The sequence below is a fragment of the uncultured Sphingomonas sp. genome (assembly GCF_913776855.1).
Classification (GTDB): Bacteria; Pseudomonadota; Alphaproteobacteria; order Sphingomonadales; family Sphingomonadaceae; genus Sphingomonas.
In genome coordinates, this window is record NZ_CAJYQD010000023.1 from 16,721 (window position 1) to 33,656 (window position 16,936).

General features: G+C 69.5%; 9 protein-coding genes. 7 read left to right on the forward strand and 2 right to left on the reverse strand.

Annotated features, from left to right (window positions below):
• Window positions 1-120 precede the first annotated feature (120 nt).
• From QZ755_RS06145 to QZ755_RS06175, 7 genes are all read left to right on the forward strand, one after another.
• Complete coding sequence (locus tag QZ755_RS06145) at window positions 121-2,607, forward strand: circularly permuted type 2 ATP-grasp protein (protein ID WP_294320783.1); 2,487 nt, start codon at window positions 121-123, stop codon at window positions 2,605-2,607.
• Window positions 2,607-3,491 (forward strand): transglutaminase family protein, encoded by an 885-nt coding sequence (locus tag QZ755_RS06150; protein WP_294320869.1) that lies wholly within the window; start codon window positions 2,607-2,609, stop codon window positions 3,489-3,491. The genes QZ755_RS06145 and QZ755_RS06150 overlap by 1 nt, the downstream gene beginning before the upstream one ends.
• Window positions 3,492-3,553: 62 nt before the next feature.
• A complete protein-coding gene (locus tag QZ755_RS06155; protein ID WP_294320784.1) occupies window positions 3,554-4,345 on the forward strand; it encodes a hypothetical protein in 792 nt (263 codons plus the stop codon).
• The gene (locus QZ755_RS06160) at window positions 4,335-5,786 is read left to right on the forward strand and encodes a DNA polymerase Y family protein (protein WP_294320786.1); all 1,452 of its coding nucleotides are present in this window, start codon (window positions 4,335-4,337) and stop codon (window positions 5,784-5,786) included. Before QZ755_RS06155 ends, QZ755_RS06160 begins: the two co-directional genes overlap by 11 nt.
• A 258-nt stretch (window positions 5,787-6,044) precedes the next feature.
• Window positions 6,045-9,248 (forward strand): error-prone DNA polymerase, encoded by a 3,204-nt coding sequence (locus QZ755_RS06165; protein WP_294320788.1) that lies wholly within the window; start codon window positions 6,045-6,047, stop codon window positions 9,246-9,248.
• A 48-nt stretch (window positions 9,249-9,296) separates the two neighbouring features.
• Entirely contained in the window at window positions 9,297-12,554 is a 3,258-nt protein-coding gene (locus QZ755_RS06170; protein ID WP_294320790.1) for a PAS domain-containing hybrid sensor histidine kinase/response regulator, read from the forward strand.
• Between the two features lie 594 nt (window positions 12,555-13,148).
• On the forward strand, window positions 13,149-14,114 hold the full coding sequence (locus QZ755_RS06175) for an alpha/beta hydrolase (RefSeq protein ID WP_294320792.1): 966 nt from the start codon (window positions 13,149-13,151) through the stop codon (window positions 14,112-14,114).
• Between the two features lie 6 nt (window positions 14,115-14,120).
• On the opposite strand, the gene QZ755_RS06180 is transcribed toward QZ755_RS06175, so the two are convergent.
• Together QZ755_RS06180 and acs are read right to left on the reverse strand one after the other, a co-directional pair.
• The gene (locus tag QZ755_RS06180; RefSeq protein WP_294320794.1) at window positions 14,121-14,741 is read right to left on the reverse strand and encodes a response regulator transcription factor; all 621 of its coding nucleotides are present in this window, start codon (window positions 14,739-14,741) and stop codon (window positions 14,121-14,123) included.
• Window positions 14,742-14,904: 163 nt separating this feature from the next.
• Entirely contained in the window at window positions 14,905-16,839 is a 1,935-nt protein-coding gene (gene acs, locus QZ755_RS06185; protein WP_294320796.1) for an acetate--CoA ligase, read from the reverse strand.
• Window positions 16,840-16,936: the final 97 nt, after the last annotated feature.

Sequence of the window (16,936 nt, forward strand, 5' to 3'; positions counted from 1 at the left end):
ACCGGGCATTCACCGCGCCCATTTGTCGTCCCTCTGCGTTTGCGACGGCCTGACGTTCCGTAAACGCCTTGCGCCCCGGCGGCGTGCGTGCTTGGGATCGCACGGGATCGGGAAGGGGTTATGGCCAGCCGCGCAAGCAATGGACGGGTCGATGCCGGCGTGACGGATGCGCGCTGGCTGGACGACTATCGCGCGCGCGCGCCGCGCGGCGACATGCTGTGCGAGGCGACCGGGATCGACCGCGCGGCATGGGAAGCGGCGTTCGACGAACTGGCCGGCGTGCCCGATACATTGTCGGGCGCGCGCGAACGCGCGCAGCGCCATGCCGACGACATCGGCACCGCGTACCGCGCGGCGGGCGAGAAGGAGGAGCGCCGCTGGCCGCTGTCGCCGGTTCCGTTGCTGATCGGTGCCGGGGAATGGCGCGGTATCGCCGAGGGGATGGCGGAGCGCGCCGAGCTGTTCGAGCGCGCCATCGCCGACATCCATGGCGAACAGCGGCTGGTGGCAGATGGTGTGCTGCCCGCGATGCTGGTGACCGGGTCGCCGCTGTTCCTGCGCCCGATGGTCGGGCTGACGCCGCCGGGCGGGCATCAGCTGCATTTCGTCGCCGCCGACCTGTGCCGGGGGCCGGACGGGCGCTGGCGGGTGCTGGCCGATCACCTGCGCGTGCCGGTGGGGGCGGGCTATGCGCTGGAAAACCGGCTGGCGATGGGGCGGACGCTGGGCGGGTTGCCGTCGCGGGTGAATGTCGAACGCCACGCGCCGTTCTTTGCCGCGATGCGCGCGGGGATTGCCGCAGCGTGTCGCCGGGCCGAACCGCGCATCGGGCTGCTGACGTCGGGCAAGCTCAACCCCAGCTATCCCGAACAGGCGCATCTGGCGCGTTATCTGGGCTTCCTGCTGGTCGAGGGGGCCGATCTGGCGGTGCGCGACGACCAGCTTTACGTTCGTACCATTGCAGGCTTGAAGCGGATCGACGCGTTGTGGCGGCGGATCGACCCGCGGTTGATTGATCCGCTGGCGTTCGATGCCAATTCGACCATCGGCGTGCCGGGGCTGGTCGATGCGATGGCGGCGGGCAATGTCGTGATCGCCAACGCGCCGGGCGTCGGCGTGCTGGAATCGCCGGCCTTTGCCGCGTTCCTGCCCGCGCTTGGCGAGCGGTTGCTGGGCCATGCGCCGTCGCTGTCGTCGATCGGGACATGGTGGTGCGGCGACTCCCAAGCGCGCGCGCATGTCCTGTCGTCGCTGGACCAGCTGGTGATCGGCCCCGCCTTTGCCGGGCCACCGGTCGCAGGATTGCCGGATGGGGCGGTGCTCGGCGCGTCGCTGGACGGTGTGGCGCGCGAGCGGCTGGTCGCGGCAATGGCGCTGCGCCCACAGGATTATGTCGGGCAGGAGGTCGCCGAACTGTCGACCATGCCGACCGCGTGCGGCGAGGGGCTGTTGCCGCGTCCCTTCTCGCTCCGGGTCTTTGCCGCGCGCGGTGGCGACGGGCGCTGGGTCGTGCTGCCGGGCGGCTTCGTGCGGATCGGCGATCAGCCCGACGCGCGTGCGGCGGTGATGGGGGAGGGGTCGTGGTCGGCGGACGTCATCGTCCACGGGCCCGATCCGGTCGCGCCGGTATCGCTGCTGCAACCGACCGACAGCGTGGAACTGCGCCGCAATCCCGGCACGCTGCCCAGCCGGGTCGCCGACAACATGTTCTGGCTCGGCCGCTATCTGGAGCGGGGCGAAGCGCTGCTGGGCGTCATCCGCGTGCTGTTCGGCCATTCGATCTCCGCCGATACCGGTGCGGCGCTGGCCCCGGCAACGGTCGAGCGGCTGGTGACGATCATCGCCGATACCGGCGCCGCCCCGCGCCCGCCCAGTCATCGCCGCCGCGACCTGGTCGATTTCGCGCGGGAAGCGATGGAGGCGGCAGATGGCTGGGGCAGCGTGCGCGCGGTCAACCGGCTGGCGACCGGCATCGGCGGCATTTCGCGCGACCGGTTGTCGGCGGACATGGTGCGCCTGCTGGATGCGCCGCATCCGACCACGGGCACGCTGCTCGACCGCGCGGGCACGTTGCAGCGCCGCTATGCTGCGCTCGCCGGGCTGTCGGCCGAACATATGGGGCGGACCGATGCGTGGCGGTTCCATGATCTGGGCCGGCGGATCGAACGCGCGCTGGCGGTGACGCGGACGCTGTTGTCGGTCGATCTGCGCCGGGCCAATGCCGAGGACCTGTCGACCCTGCTCGACCTGGCCGACAGCCAGATCAGCTATCGCCAGCGCTACCTGATCGGGTTTGCGCGGGTGCCGGTGATCGACCTGATCGCGCTCGACCCCGGCAATCCGCGCGGGATCGCGTATCAGGTGGAGACGATCGTGCAGCATCTCTGCAAGCTGCCGGTGCTGAACGATGCCGGTATCGCCGAACCGCAGCAGCGCATCGCCGCGCGCCTGACCGCCGGCATCGCCATGGCATCGGCGGAACGGGTCGATCGCGGCTGGGTATTGGAGATCAACCAGCAGTTGCAGAAGCTGTCCGACGCCATCGCCACCCGCTATTTCCTGCAGGGTGCGCAGGCGCTGCGCGAAGCCGGGCTGACGCTGGCATGATGCGCTATGCCATCCGCCACATCACCCGCTTCGATTATGAGGAAGCGGCGGGGTTCGCGCGCTGCAACCTGCGCCTGCGGCCGATCCTGTGGTCGGGGCAGACGCTGGAGGACTATGCGCTGCTGGTCGAACCGGGTGGGCATACCCATCCGGCGCGGGCGCAGGCGGGGCTGGCCAATGTCACCCGGCTGGTGGTCGAACGGCCTGAGCGGACGCTGACGATCGAAAGCCGCGCGACGGTCAGCGTGGATCGTGCGATCCCGCTGCCGTCGCCGACCGATCCGACGCTGGCCGATATCCGCAGCCTGGTGGCGAACGTTGCCGATGCCGGCCCGGCCAGCCCGGTCAGCTACCTCTTCCCCTCCGCGCATGTGCCGATTGTGCCGGAGATCGCGGAATGGTGTGCGGAGGATCTGAATCCTGATCGCGGCGTGCTGGACGCGGCGATCGCGCTTGTCCGGCGGATACAGCGCGACTTCGCCTTCGATCCGACCGCGACTCTGGTCGACACGCCGCCCGCCGAGGCCTTCGCCAAGCGTGGTGGGGTATGTCAGGATTTCGCGCAGATCATGCTGTCGGGGCTGCGCGGCGCCGGGCTGCCCGCCGCCTATTGCTCGGGCTATCTGCGCACGCTGCCGCCGCCGGGGCAGGAGCGGCTGGTGGGCGCCGATGCGACCCATGCGTGGGTATTGGTGTGGGCCGGTCCCGATCTGGGATGGATCGGGGTCGATCCGACGAATGGCATCTGGATGGCCGAGGATCATGTCGTGATGGCGATCGGCCGCGACTATGCCGATATCGCCCCGATCGATGGCGTCGTGCTGGGGTCGGGCGCACAGACGATGCAGGTGTCGGTCGATGTGGAGCCGTTGACGGTCGGTTGATCGCGTCCCCCATCCAACCCGGATTGACGAATCCATAAGGGTTGGAGGATAAAGAACAAACCATGAACGCAGAGTCGCCCACCCTGTCCGCCCTGAAGCGGCAAGTCGCCGCCATGGAGCGGCGTGCGCCGGCGGGCAAGGCAGTGCGGGTGGCGACCGGGCATGGCGATATCGACGCCGCGCTGGGCGGCGGCATCGCGCGCGGGCGCCTACACGAGATTTTTGCGGCCGAAGCGGGCGATGCCGGCAGCGCGACGGGCTTTGCGGGAATGATGTCGATTCGGCTGGGCGGCGGCATCGTATGGCTGCGCGAGGAGGCCGCAGTGCGCGGGGGCGGGCACTTGCACGCGCCGGGACTGGTCGAGATCGGCGTCGATCCCGCGCGGCTGCTGCTCGGCTTCCTGCCCGATGCGCTCTCGGTGCTGCGCGCCGCCGCCGATGTGGTGCGCTGCGCCGGAGTCGGGGTGGCGGTGATCGAGCTGCATCGCGATCCCCGGCCGCTCGACCTGACCGCCAGCCGCCGCCTGGCGCTGGCGGCGGAGGAAAGCGGGGTGACGGCGCTGCTGCTGCGCATCGCCGCGACGCCGGTGGCGAGCGCTGCCGACACCCGCTGGGCGGTGCGGTCCTGCGCGTCGCAGCCGCTGCCGGCCAATGCGCCGGGGCATCCGACCTTCGACCTTGAATTATTGCGTCAGCGCGGCCGGGGTGCCGATGGTCGCTGGCAAGTGGAGTGGAACCGTGAGCAAGCCGTCTTCACCAGTCCGGCCCAGCGGCCGACGCCATCTGGCGCTGTGGTGGCCGTTCCTGCCTACCGACCGGTTGCTATCCCGATCCCCCTGCGCCGTGCCGGATGACGCGCCGTTCGTCTGCGTCGAGACGGTGCGCGGGGCCCTGCGCATCGCATCGGTCGACCGCCAAGCGGCGGACAAGGGAATCGCACCGGGCATGGCGCTGGCCGATGCGCGGGCGCAGCTGCCCGATCTGGTCGCGGTCGATGCCGATCCGTTCGCCGATCATGGCTGGCTGGAGCGGATCGCGGACGCCTGCGACCGGTTCACGCCGCTGGTGGCGCTCGATGGCGGCGACGGGGTGACGCTGGACATTACCGGCTGCGCGCATCTGTTCGGTGGAGAGGGCGCGCTGGTTGCCGAGGTCGAGGCACGGCTGGCGCGGTTCGGGATGCTGCGCCATGCCCTTGCCGATACACCCGATGCGGCGCAGGCGCTGGCCCGGTTTCAGAGTGCCCCTGCGGCAAGCGAGGCGGCGGCGGTCCGGCGGCTCGGGGTCGCGGCGCTCCGGCTGGATGACGAGATTGCGGTGGCATTGCGCCGGGCGGGTCTGCGCACCATCGGCGATCTCGCCAGCCGCCCGACCGCGCCGATCGCGGCACGCTTTGGTGAGGAGACGGTAGCGGCACTGGCGCGCCTGCTTGGCGATGCTGATCAGCGGTTGCGGCCGCGCCGGGTGCTGCCGGCGTTGTTCTTCGAACGGCGCTTTGCCGAACCGATCGCGCGCGACGGCGATGTGCTGGCGGTGATCGGCGAACTGGCGGCGGAGGCGGAAGACGAGCTGACCGCGCGCGATCGGGGCGGGCGGCGCTTTGCGGTGCGGTTGTACCGGGCCGATGGCGCGCTGCGCGATCTGGCTGTGGAAAGCGGCCTTCCCTTGCGCGATCCGCCGTCGATCCTGCGGCTTTTCCGCGAACGGATCGATGCGTTGTCCGATCCGATCGATCCTGGCTTCGGCTTCGACATGATCCGCATGAGCGTGCCTGCGCTCGAACCGCTTGCCGCCACGCAGCTGCAGCTGGAGGGCGGTACGGTCAGCGAAGAGGCGATGGCGGCGCTGGTCGACCGGCTCAGCACGCGCCTGGGGCGCGGGCGGATCGCGCGGGTCGCGCCGGGCGACAGTCACCTGCCCGAGCAGGGAATGCTGACCATCGACGCGATCGACGCGCCGATGCCGACCGGCTGGGACGCGCCGGAAGCGGGCGAGCCGCCGCTGCGCCCGATCCACCTGTTCGACCCGCCACAGCGGATCGAGGTGATGGCCGAAGTACCCGATGGCCCGCCGCACCGCTTTCGCTGGCGCCGCGTCCTGCACGACGTGATCCGCTTCGAAGGGCCGGAGCGGATCGCGGCGCAATGGTGGCGCCGCGGGCAGGCCAAGGTGCGCACGCGCGACTATTACCGGGTCGAGGATGTGCGCGGACGGCGCTACTGGATATTTCGCCACGGGCTGTACGATCGGGAGACACCCGATCCCATGTGGTACGTCCATGGGGTGTTCGCGTGACCTGTCCACCCCGTTACCCCAGCAAAGGCTGGGGTCTCCCCGTGGTGGGCGCTGCGTCCTTGCCGCGGGAGATTCCAGCCTGCGCTGGAATGACGTTTGTGGCTGGTGGGGCAGGGGCAGGCGCTTGTTCCCACTTCCGTCATTCCCGCGAAGGTGGGAATCCATTCACGCCGACGCTGTGGATGGAGTCGCAACGTCGGCGCATATGGATTTCCGCCTTCGCGGGAATGACGATACCGGCTGGCTTGGCCCCGTGAGATGCCTTTCGCCGAACTGATCGCCGCGACGCATTTCTCGTTCCTGCGCGGGGCGTCGCCGCCGTGTGACATGGTGGCACAGGCGAACGCGCTGGGAATGGCCGGGATCGGGATTGCCGACCGCAACACCGTGGCGGGGGTGGTGCAGGCGTTTCTCGCGCTCAAGAAGGCGAATGAGAAACTGGCCGAGCAGGGATTGCCGCCCAACGACTTCGATCTGGTCGTCGGCACGCGGCTGGTATTCGCCGATGGCACGCCGGACATCGTCGCCTATCCGACCGACCGCGCGGCATGGGGGCGGCTGACCCGGTTGCTCAGCACCGGCAATCTGCGGGCGAAGAAGGGCGAGTGCCACCTCGAACTGGCCGATCTGCTGGCGTGGCAGGAAGGGTTGCTGCTGATCGTCACCGCGTCCGATGCGGCATTGCTGGCGCGGCTGCGCGATGCCTGTCCGGGGCGGGTGTGGCTGGCGGCGACGATGCCGCGCGGCGGGCGCGACCGTAGGCGCCTTGCCGGCCGGATCGCCCTTGCGCGCGACATCGGCGTGCCGCTGCTCGCGACCAACGATGCGCTGTACGCGACCCATGAACAGCGCCCGCTGCACGATGTGCTGACCTGTATCCGCGAGGGCACGACGATCGCTGCGGCCGGGCGGCGGCTGGCCGCCAATGCCGAACGGTATCTGAAGGACCCGGCGGAGATGGCCCGGCTGTTCCGCGACTGCCCCGAAGCCGTGGCGGAAAGCCTTGCGATCCTGAAGCGGATCACGTTTCGCCTGACCGACCTGCAGTACGAATATCCGCACGAACCGGTGCCCGAAGGGTGGCAGGCGCAGGACTGGCTGGAGCATCTGGCGACGACCGCCGCGCACGAACGCTATGGTCCCGATCTGCCCGATGGCGTGCGGCGGCGGCTGGACGAAGAGTTCGTGCTGATCCGCCAACAGAAATACGCCCATTATTTCCTGACGGTCCATGATCTGGTCCGCTTCGCGCGCAGCTGCGTGCCCCCAATATTGTGCCAGGGGCGCGGGTCGGCGGCCAATTCGATCGTGTGCTTCCTGCTGGGCGTCACCTCGGTCGATCCCAGCCAGCACGACCTGCTCTTCTCGCGCTTCGTGTCCGAAGAGCGGGACGAGCCGCCCGACATCGATGTCGATTTCGAACATGAACGGCGCGAGGAAGTGATCCAGTATATCTACAGCCGCTATGGCCGCGACCGGGCCGGCATCGCCGCGACCGTGATCCACTATCGCCCGCGCAGCGCGGTGGGGGAGGTCGGCAAGGTGCTGGGCCTGACCCGCGATGTGACGCAGCGGCTGGGCAGTACAGTGTGGGGGAGTTTCGCGGGCGCGATGGAGGCGCGGCGCTATACCAGCGCCGGGTTCGACCTGAACAATCCCGACATCGCGCAGCTGCGGTGGCTGGTCGACCAGATCCTGGAATTTCCGCGCCATCTGTCGCAGCATGTCGGCGGGTTCGTGCTGACGCAGGGGCGGCTGGACGAGATGGTGCCGATCCATAACGGCGCGATGGAAGGCAGGACCTTCATCGAATGGGACAAGGACGATATCGACGCGCTGGGCCTGATGAAGGTCGATGTGCTGGCGTTGGGGATGCTCACCTGCATCCGCAAGGCGTTCGACCTGCTGCGCCGGCACGATCTGGGCGAGCATGACCTGACTGTCGATCTCGAAGCGAACGACATGCGTGTCTATAAGATGCTGCACCGGGGCGACAGCATCGGCGTGTTTCAGGTCGAGAGCCGGGCGCAGATGAACATGCTGCCGCGGTTGAAGCCCGAAAGCCTCTACGACCTGTCGGTGCAGGTCGCGATCGTGCGGCCGGGACCGATCGAGGGGGATATGGTGCATCCCTATCTGCGGCGGCGTTCGGGGGTGGAGAAGGTAACCTACCCCTCACCCAAGCCGCCGCACGACCCGGACGAACTGCGCACGCTGCTGGGGCGGACATACGGCGTGCCGCTGTTCCAGGAACAGGTGATGAAGCTGGCGATCACCGCCGCCGGCTTCACCCCGAACGAGGCGAACGCGCTGCGCCGGGCGATGGCGACGTTCCGCAATCCGGGTACGATCGACCAGCTCCGCGAAAAGCTGGTGAGCGGCATGACCGCGCGCGGCTATGAACCGGACTTTGCCGAGCGCTGCTTCCGCCAGATCGAGGGGTTCGGCAGCTATGGCTTTCCCGAAAGCCACGCACTGTCGTTCGCGCGGCTGGTCTATGTGTCGTCGTGGATCAAGTGCCACCACCCGGCGGTGTTCGCCTGTGCGCTGCTCAATTCGCAGCCGATGGGATTCTATGCCCCGGCACAGATCGTCCGCGACGCGCGCGACCATGGCGTCGACGTGCGCGGGATCGATGTGAATGTGAGCGCATGGGATAATGGGCTGGAGGGAGACGCCCTCGCGCTCAGGCTCGGCTTTCGACAGATGGACGGGTTTCGTGCGGGCTGGGCGGAGGCGATCGTCGCAGCGCGTCCCTTTGCCAGCGTCGAGGAACTGGCGCGCCGCGCCCGGTTGCCGCAGCGCGCGCTCAGGCTGCTGGCCGATGCCGATGCGTTCCGGTCGATCGGGCGCGACCGGCGCGAGGCGTTGTGGGAGGTGCGGCGGACGCCCGATGCCGAACTGCCACTGTTCGCCCATGCCCGCGCCGCCGAGCTGGGCGCGGAGCCGGACATGGCATTGCCGGCGATGCCCGAGGTCGAGCATGTCGTGACCGATTACCAGACGCTCAGGCTGTCGTTGCAGGGCCATCCGATGCAGTTCCTGCGCACGCGGCTCGATCGGATGGGGGTGACCAGCTGCGCCGGGATCATGGCGGCGAAGGCGGGGGCGAAGGTGACCGCCGCCGGCCTGGTCCTGGTGCGCCAGCGGCCGGGCAAGGGCAATGCGATCTTCGTCACGCTGGAAGACGATACCGGCATCACCAATGTCGTGCTGTGGGCGCGGCTGTTCGAGGCGTATCGGCGCGAGGTGATGGGCGCGCGGCTGATGCTGGTCGAGGGGGAGGTGCAGCGTACCCGCGAAGGGATCGTCCACCTGATGGGCGCGCGGGTGCGCGACCGCAGCGACCTGCTCGACACGTTGGGCGAGGCGAGCGTGCAGGAATCGGAGGTCGTCCGGCCGATGGCGTCGCGCCATCCCCGCGACGTGCGGCTGGTGCCCAAGTCGCGCGATTTCCACTGACAAGCGCCCCGGCCACCGCGTAGGACGGCGGGCAGGGGGAGGATCGCCATGAACGGGTTGCTGCTGTTCGTCGTAGCGATCGGCTATGCCGCGCTGCTGTTCGCGGTGGCGTGGATCGTGCGGCGGCGGGGCATCGCGGCCGGGCAGCGCCGGGCGGTCTATACGCTGGGGCTGGCGGTTTATTGCAGCAGCTGGACCTTCAACGGCGCGGTCGGCAGCGCGGTCGCCGATGGCTGGGCGTATCTGCCGATCTATCTGGGGCCGATCCTGTTGTTCGTCGGCGGCAGGCGGTTGCTGGTGCGGCTGGTGGTGGCGGTGCAGGCCGATGGCGCGACGTCGATCGCCGACTTCATCGGCGGGCGGTTTTCGCGCAGCCGGGGGGTGGCGGCGCTGGTCACGCTGATCGCGCTGACCGGCACCGTGCCCTATGTCGCGTTGCAGCTGCGGTCGGTCGCAACCAGCTATGGCGCGCTGTCGGGCATGGCCGACGCCACGCGGCCGATGATCGTGACTGCGATCGTGCTTGCCGGGTTCGCCATCGCGTTCGGGACGCGCGGCGATGCCAAGGCGCGAGCCGATGGCGGGCTGCTGGCGGCGGTGGCGGTCGAATCACTCATCAAGCTGGCCGCCTTTGCCGGGGTTGCGCTGTTCGCGCTGTGGTTGGTGGTGCAGGCGGCACCGGCGGACCGGGCGGTCGGGCTGGCGCGATTGGCGCGCGGGTTTGCCCGGCCGCCGGCGGTCGGCGACTTCACCATCGCGACGCTGCTGGCGATGGCGGCGATGCTGTGCCTACCGCGCCAGTTCCATGTGACGGTGATCGCGGCACATGACGGCCAGGACCCGGTGCGGGCGCGGTGGCCGTTCGTCGCCTATCTGGCGCTCACTGCACTGCTGGTCGTGCCAATCACCTGGGGCGCGCTGGTGCAGGGCGGCGCGACGCGGCCCGACCTGCTGGTGATCGCCATGCCACTGGCGGCGGGCGCCCCCACGATCGCGCTGCTGGGGTTCGTCGGCGGCTTTTCGGCGGCGACGGCGATGGTGGTGATGGAGACGGTCGCGCTGGCGACGATGGTGTCGAACGACCTGATCGCGCCGCTATTGCTGCGCAGCCCGCGCATGGCCGCCGCGGCGCATGTCGGGCGCACGCTGTTGTGGGTGCGCCGGGCGGTGATCGTCGGGATCATCGCGGTGGCGCTGTTGAGCGCGCTGCTGATCCCGATGACGCGGGGGCTGGCGACGATCGGGCTGGTCGCCTTTGCCGCGATGGCGCAGTTCGCCCCGGCGCTGGTGCTGGCGGTGCTGGGCGGCGGGCGCGATCCGATGGCGGCGAAGGCAGGGCTGGCCATCGGGCTGGGCGGATGGACGCTGCTGCTGTTCGTGCCGACGCTCCGCGGCGCGGTGCTGCCAATCCCGGCGATGCCGGGAATGGGGGCGGTCGCGACGGGGGCGGTGGTGACGCTGGCCGCGAACCTGATCGTCCATGCGATCGTCGCGATGTCGCGTGCGCCGCGTCTGCCGTTCGTGCGCGACGATCGGGTGCCGCCGGTCCGCGACCTGCCCGAGCTGATCCAGCTGGTCGCGCGCTTCGTGGGCGAGGAGCGCGCCGCCGCCGAGCTGGGCAGCGGCACGCATATCGATGCCCGTGCGGCGCGCCGGGCCGAGCGGCTGGTGGCGCAGGCGGTCGGCGTATCGTCGGCCCGGCGGCTGGTCGCCTCCGCGCTGTCGGGCGAGGGACTGGGCGCCGAGGATGTGGCGCGGATGCTGGACGAAAGCGGGCAGAGCCTGCAATTCTCCAAGGGGCTACTGGCCGCCACGCTGGAGCATATCGATCCGGGGGTCAGCGTGGTCGATGCCGAGCTGAACCTCGTCGCGTGGAACCAGCGCTATCTCGACCTGTTCGGCTTTCCGCCCGGCATGATCCGGGTCGGGGCGCCGATCGCCGATGCGATCGCGTTCAACGCCCTGCGCGGCGATTGCGGGCCGGGCGAGGTCGAGGATCATGTGCGGCGGCGGCTGGCGCATATGCGGCGGGGGACGCGGCACAGTTTCGAACGCGTGCGCAGCGACGGGCGGGTGCTGAAGACGGTTGGCGGGCCGATGCCGGGCGGCGGCTATGTCATGTGCTTTTCGGACATCACCGCCGAGGCGCAGGCGCTGCGCGCGGTCGAGACGGCGCGGGCCGAGCTGGAGCGGCGGGTCGAGGCGCGAACGCGGGCGCTGTCCGATGCCAATGCCGCGCTGGCACGGGCGACGGCGGACAAGACCCGGTTCCTGGCCGCCGCCAGCCACGACCTGTTGCAGCCGCTCCACGCCGCGCGGCTGTTCACCGCCGCGCTGGCACGTGGGGCGGATGACCGGGCGAAGCCGCTGGTCGAGCGGATCGACCAGTCGATCGCGGCGGCCGACCAGCTGCTGCGCGCGCTGCTCGACATTTCCAGGCTGGATGCCGGGGGGATCGTGCCGGTGCCGACGCGGTTCGCGGTGCGGGGGCTGCTGGCCGAGCTGGTCGACAGCTTTGCCGATCAGGCGCGGGCGAAGGGGATGGTGCTGCGGCTGGGGCCGGGGGATGCGGTGGTGGCGACCGACCGGGTGCTGCTGCGCTCGATCGTGCAGAACCTGCTGGGCAATGGGGTACGCTACACCGCGCGGGGCGGGGTGGTGATCGGGGTGCGGCGACGGGGGGGGCAGGCGCGGATCGAGGTGGTCGATAGCGGGCCGGGCATCGCCGACGCCGACCGGGCCAAGGTGTTTCGCGAGTTCGAGCGGCTGGCGACGGCGGAGGATGCCGGGCTGGGGCTGGGCCTCGCCATCGTTGCGCGGACGGCGGCGTTGCTGGGGGCGGAGGTTGATCTCGACAGCCGGGTCGGGCGGGGGAGCCGCTTTGCGGTGACGCTGCCGATGGTGGCGGGGGTTGCCGCACCGCTGCCGGAGCGGGTGGTGGCGCGCGATGTGGGGCCGCTGTCGTGCCTGATCGTCGACGACGATGCCGGGGTGCGGCGGGCGATGGCGGCGCTTGCCGTCAGCCGCGGGCACCGGGTGCGGGTGGCGGCTTGCGTCGAGGAGGCGTTGTCGGCGGTGACCGAGGACGTTGCGTTCGTCGACCACGACCTGGGCGGGTCGGTCGACGGACTGTCGCTGATCGCAGCGCTGCGGGCGCGGCGGCCGGGGCTGCGCGCGGCGCTGGTGACGGCGGATGCCAGCCGGACGCTGGCCGAGGCGGCACAGGTCGCGGGGGTGGCGGTGTTGCTGAAGCCGTTGTCGGGTGAGCTGTTCGATGCATGGCTGGCCGCGCCGGGCGAGCAATAGCGGATCTATTGCCAGCCGCCTGAGGCGCGGCCGGCCGGCGGCGCGCAAGGCGCCGTCCGACGACATGGGCTTTGCCCATGGCAGGCCTTATTGAAAACAAAGGGTTTTTCGCCCAAAGTTCACAAAGTTCACACTCGCCGCGCCGGGCGAGCACTAGCGGAGCTATTGCCAGCCGCCCAAGGCGCGGCCGGCCGGCGGCGCGGAAGGCACCGTCCGACGACATGGGCTTTGCCCATGGCAGGCCTTACTGAAAACAAAGGGTTTTTCGGCCAAAGTTCACAAAGTTCACACTCGCCGCGTTTTCGTGGCGCATCGGATCGGGCGGCCGCGCAGGAGCCGGTTGAAGCCCCAGCCTTCGCGGGGGCGACGCGCGTGTCCGGGCGGCTGGCAATCTGGTGAGGTGAAGTTAACCCCGGTGGTCGGCGATGAGAAAGAGCGACGGCGACTTTGGCAGGTCGCAGGCCTGTAGGACAGCGCCGGTGTCCTGTTTTCCTCCGACCCCTAGAAACGCTGGGGATGGACCCGAGCAACGATCCTTTGCCGGGTTGGGCGCCGCGACCTAGCGTCCGGCGACGCATCCCGAAGGAGAACCCCGTGCCGCGCATCCTTGCCCTGTTGCCGATCGCGCTGTGCCTGGCAGCGAGCGACACGCCGCCGCTGCCGAAGAACGAGCGGGTCGGGGTGTGGGAGGCACCGGCCGGCGGAACCCAGATACCGTTGTGGCCGGCGGACGTGGCGTTGGCCAAGCCCGACACCGGCGACCGGCCGGAGGCGACCGGCAACGGCACCGGGCTGGTCGCGGGGCGCAAATGGCATTGGGCGAGCTATGTCACGCGGCCGACGATGACGCTGTTCCGGCCGAATGGGCGGGGTAACGGCGCGGCGGTGCTGGTGCTGCCGGGCGGCGGGTTCGAGGTGATCGCGACCGATCTGGAAGGGACCGAGATCTGCGACTGGGTGGTCGCACAGGGCATGACGTGCGCGATGTTGAAATATCGTGTGCCGCAGGTGTGGCCGCAGGTCGACGGACGGCAACAGCGGCCGAAGGTGCTGCTGGCGCTGGAGGATGCGCAGCGGGCGATGGGGCTGCTGCGGGCGGATGCGAAGCGGCTGGGGATCGACCCGCACAAGGTCGGCGTGATCGGCCTTTCGGCGGGGGCGTATCTGGCGGCGAATATGAGCAATACCGAGGCGCGGACCTATCCGTCACACGACGCGGCCGACCGGGTGTCGCCGCGACCGGACTTTGCGGTCATCGCCTATACCGCGCGGATGCTGGACGACAGCAAGGGGCGCAACAGCCTGGACCTCAGGCCATGGGTGACGATCGATCCGAAGGCACCGCCGACCTTGCTGCTGCACGCGATGGACGATCCGATGGACGAGGTGCGCCAGCCGCTGGCCTATGCGCTGGCGCTGAGCGATGCGGGGGTGCCGGTCGATCTGCGCTTCTATGCGAAGGGCGGCCATGCGTTCGGGCTGCGGGCGGGGGCCAACCCGATCACGCGCGAATGGCCGGGGCAGGTGGCGCAGTGGCTGCGCAACCTGGGGATGTTGTGAGCGGGACTATCCGGTGACCTCCAGCCCCAATGCGCGGGCGGCGACGGCGGCTTGCGTGCGGTTGCCGACGTCGAGCTTGCGCAGGACGGCGGTCATGTGAACCTTTACCGTCGCCTCGGCGATGCCGAGGTCGTGGGCGATCTGTTTGTTCAGCCGTCCCGCCAGCACGCCGAGCAGGACGCGCAACTGGGTGGGGGTGAGCGCGGCGACGCGGGCGGCCATGTCGTCGTGGTGGTCGGCGTCGAGGGTCATGCGGTCGCCGGCGAGCGCGGCGGCGATGGCGGCTTCGATCGATTCGAGCGGGGCGTCCTTGCCGACGAAGCCGACCGCGCCGAAACGGGCGACCTGTGCGAACGCCGCCGCGCGGTCGGCACCGGAGACGACGAGGATGGGGACGTCGGGTGCCTCGGCATGGAGCAGCGCCACGCCGCTATAGCCGACCGCACCGGGCATGTTCAGGTCGAGCAGGATCAGGGCGAGGTTGTCGGTGTCGCGCGTGGCGTGGACGGCGCGGTCGAGCGAGCCGGCCTCGACGATGTTCGCGTCGGGGCGGACCTGCAGGACGGCGAGGGTCAGCGCCTGGCGGAAGAGGGGGTGGTCGTCGGCGACGAGGATGGTGGTGGTCATCGCGCGATAGGTGCTTCTGTGCGAACCCGCATCATCCGTACCCCCGCGCAGGCGGGGGTCCAGAGGGCGGCAGAACGACCGGTTGCGTTCGTGACCCTGGACCCCCGTCTGCGCGGGGGTACGGGTGGTTCCGGGACATGCGGTTCAGAGCCGCAACTGCTCCTCACGCCGGGCGGATGCGTTCGCTGACCAGCGTGTCGACCACCGACGGATCGGCGAGCGTCGACGTGTCGCCCAAATTCGACGTGTCGTTCTCGGCGATCTTGCGCAGGATGCGGCGCATGATCTTGCCCGAGCGGGTTTTCGGCAGGCCGGGCGCGAATTGCAGCGCGTCGGGGGTGGCGACGGGGCCGATTTCCTTGCGGACCCACGCACGCAGTTCGGCGCGCAGGTCTTCGCTCGGTTCGTCGCCGGCGTTGAGCGTCACATAGGCGTAGATGCCCTGGCCCTTGATGTCGTGCGGCATCCCGACGACGGCGGCCTCGGCGACCTTCGGGTGGGCGACCAGCGCGCTTTCCACCTCGGCGGTGCCCATGCGGTGGCCGCTGACGTTGATGACGTCATCGACCCGGCCGGTGATCCAGTAATAGCCGTCCGCGTCGCGGCGCACACCGTCGCCGGTGAAATATTTGCCGGGATAGGTCGTGAAATAGGTCTGGAAGAAGCGGTCGTGATCGCCCCACACCGTCCGCATCTGGCCGGGCCAGCTGTCGGTGATGCACAGGTTCCCCTCGGTCGCGCCGGTCAGTTCCTTGCCCTCGGCATCGACGATCATCGGCTGGACGCCGGGCAGCGGCTTGGTCGCGCTGCCGGGCTTCAGGTCGGTGGCATAGGGCAGCGGCGAGATGAGGATGCCGCCGGTTTCGGTCTGCCACCACGTATCGACGATCGGGCAGCGGCGGTCGCCGACGACGCGGTGATACCAGTCCCATGCCTCTGGATTGATCGGTTCGCCGACCGACCCGAGGATGCGCAGCGATGCGCGGCTGGATTTGGTGACCCAGCTGTCGCCCTCACGCATCAGTGCGCGGATCGCGGTGGGGGCGGTGTAGAAGATGTTGACGCCCAGCCGGTCGATCGTTTCCCAGAAGCGGCCATGGTCGGGATAATTGGGTACGCCGTCGAACATGACCGTCGTCGCGCCGTTCGACAGCGGGCCGTACACCACATAGCTGTGCCCGGTGACCCAGCCGATATCGGCGGTACACCAGAACACTTCGCCGTCGCGGTAATCGAACACGTCGCGGAAGGTGGTGTGCGCCCAGACCAAATAGCCGCCGGTGGTGTGCAGCACGCCCTTGGGCTTGCCGGTCGAACCCGACGTATAGAGGATGAACAGCGGGTCTTCCGCATCCATCGGTTCCGCCGGGCAGTCGGGCGAGGCGTCGGCCAGCAGGTCGTGCAGCCAGTGGTCCCGGCCCTCGACCATCGGCACATTGCCGCCGCTGCGGCGAATGACGATGACGGTTTCGACGCCGGGGGCGTGCTCGAGCGCCTTGTCGACATTGGCCTTCAGCGGAATGCGTTTTCCCCCGCGACAGCCTTCGTCGGCGGTGATGACGAGGCGGCTGTCGCAATCGATCAGGCGGTTGGCGAGGCTGTCGGGGGAGAAGCCACCGAACACGATCGAATGGATCGCGCCGATGCGGGTGCAGGCGAGCATCGCGGCGGCGGCTTCGGGCACCATCGGCAGATAGAGGGTGACGCGATCACCCTTCTTCACGCCCTTGCCCTTCAGCACATTGGCGAAGCAGCAGACCTGTTGGTGGAGTTCGCGGTATGTGACCTTGCGAGTTTCGCCCGGTTCGTCGCCTTCCCAGAGGATCGCTACCTGGTCGCCACGGGTTTCGAGATGGCGGTCCAGACAGTTGACCGACACATTGGTCTGGCCATCGGCGAACCAGCGGATGCGGAAATCACCCTCGTCGAACGACGTGTCCTTGACCTGGCTATAGGGGCGCGACCAGTCGATGCAGCGGCCGCCCTCGCGCCAATAGGCGTCCGGATCGGCAACCGATGCGGCGTAGCGCGCGTCATATTCGGCCTTGTCCACCTGTGCGGCGGCGTCCTGCGGTGCCGCATGGATCGTCTGGGTCATGTGTCTCTCCTGTGCGCCTGATGTGCGGTCGCGGGTGCGCGCGTCAAGCCGGGGGCGCCTACGACCATGGTCTTACTGGCCGCCCTGGCCCAGGCAG

What these genes read in the sequence shown, in the direction of transcription:
- QZ755_RS06170 (WP_294320790.1), top strand. Translation starts at nt 9,297, where the DNA reads ATGAACGGGTTGCTGCTGTTCGTCGTAGCGATCGGCTATGCCGCGCTG.
- QZ755_RS06155 (WP_294320784.1), top strand. Translation starts at nt 3,554, where the DNA reads ATGAACGCAGAGTCGCCCACCCTGTCCGCCCTGAAGCGGCAAGTCGCC.
- QZ755_RS06150 (WP_294320869.1), top strand. Translation starts at nt 2,607, where the DNA reads ATGCGCTATGCCATCCGCCACATCACCCGCTTCGATTATGAGGAAGCG.
- QZ755_RS06145 (WP_294320783.1), top strand. Translation starts at nt 121, where the DNA reads ATGGCCAGCCGCGCAAGCAATGGACGGGTCGATGCCGGCGTGACGGAT.
- QZ755_RS06165 (WP_294320788.1), top strand. Translation starts at nt 6,045, where the DNA reads ATGCCTTTCGCCGAACTGATCGCCGCGACGCATTTCTCGTTCCTGCGC.
- QZ755_RS06180 (WP_294320794.1), bottom strand. Translation starts at nt 14,741, where the DNA reads ATGACCACCACCATCCTCGTCGCCGACGACCACCCCCTCTTCCGCCAG.
- acs (WP_294320796.1), bottom strand. Translation starts at nt 16,839, where the DNA reads ATGACCCAGACGATCCATGCGGCACCGCAGGACGCCGCCGCACAGGTG.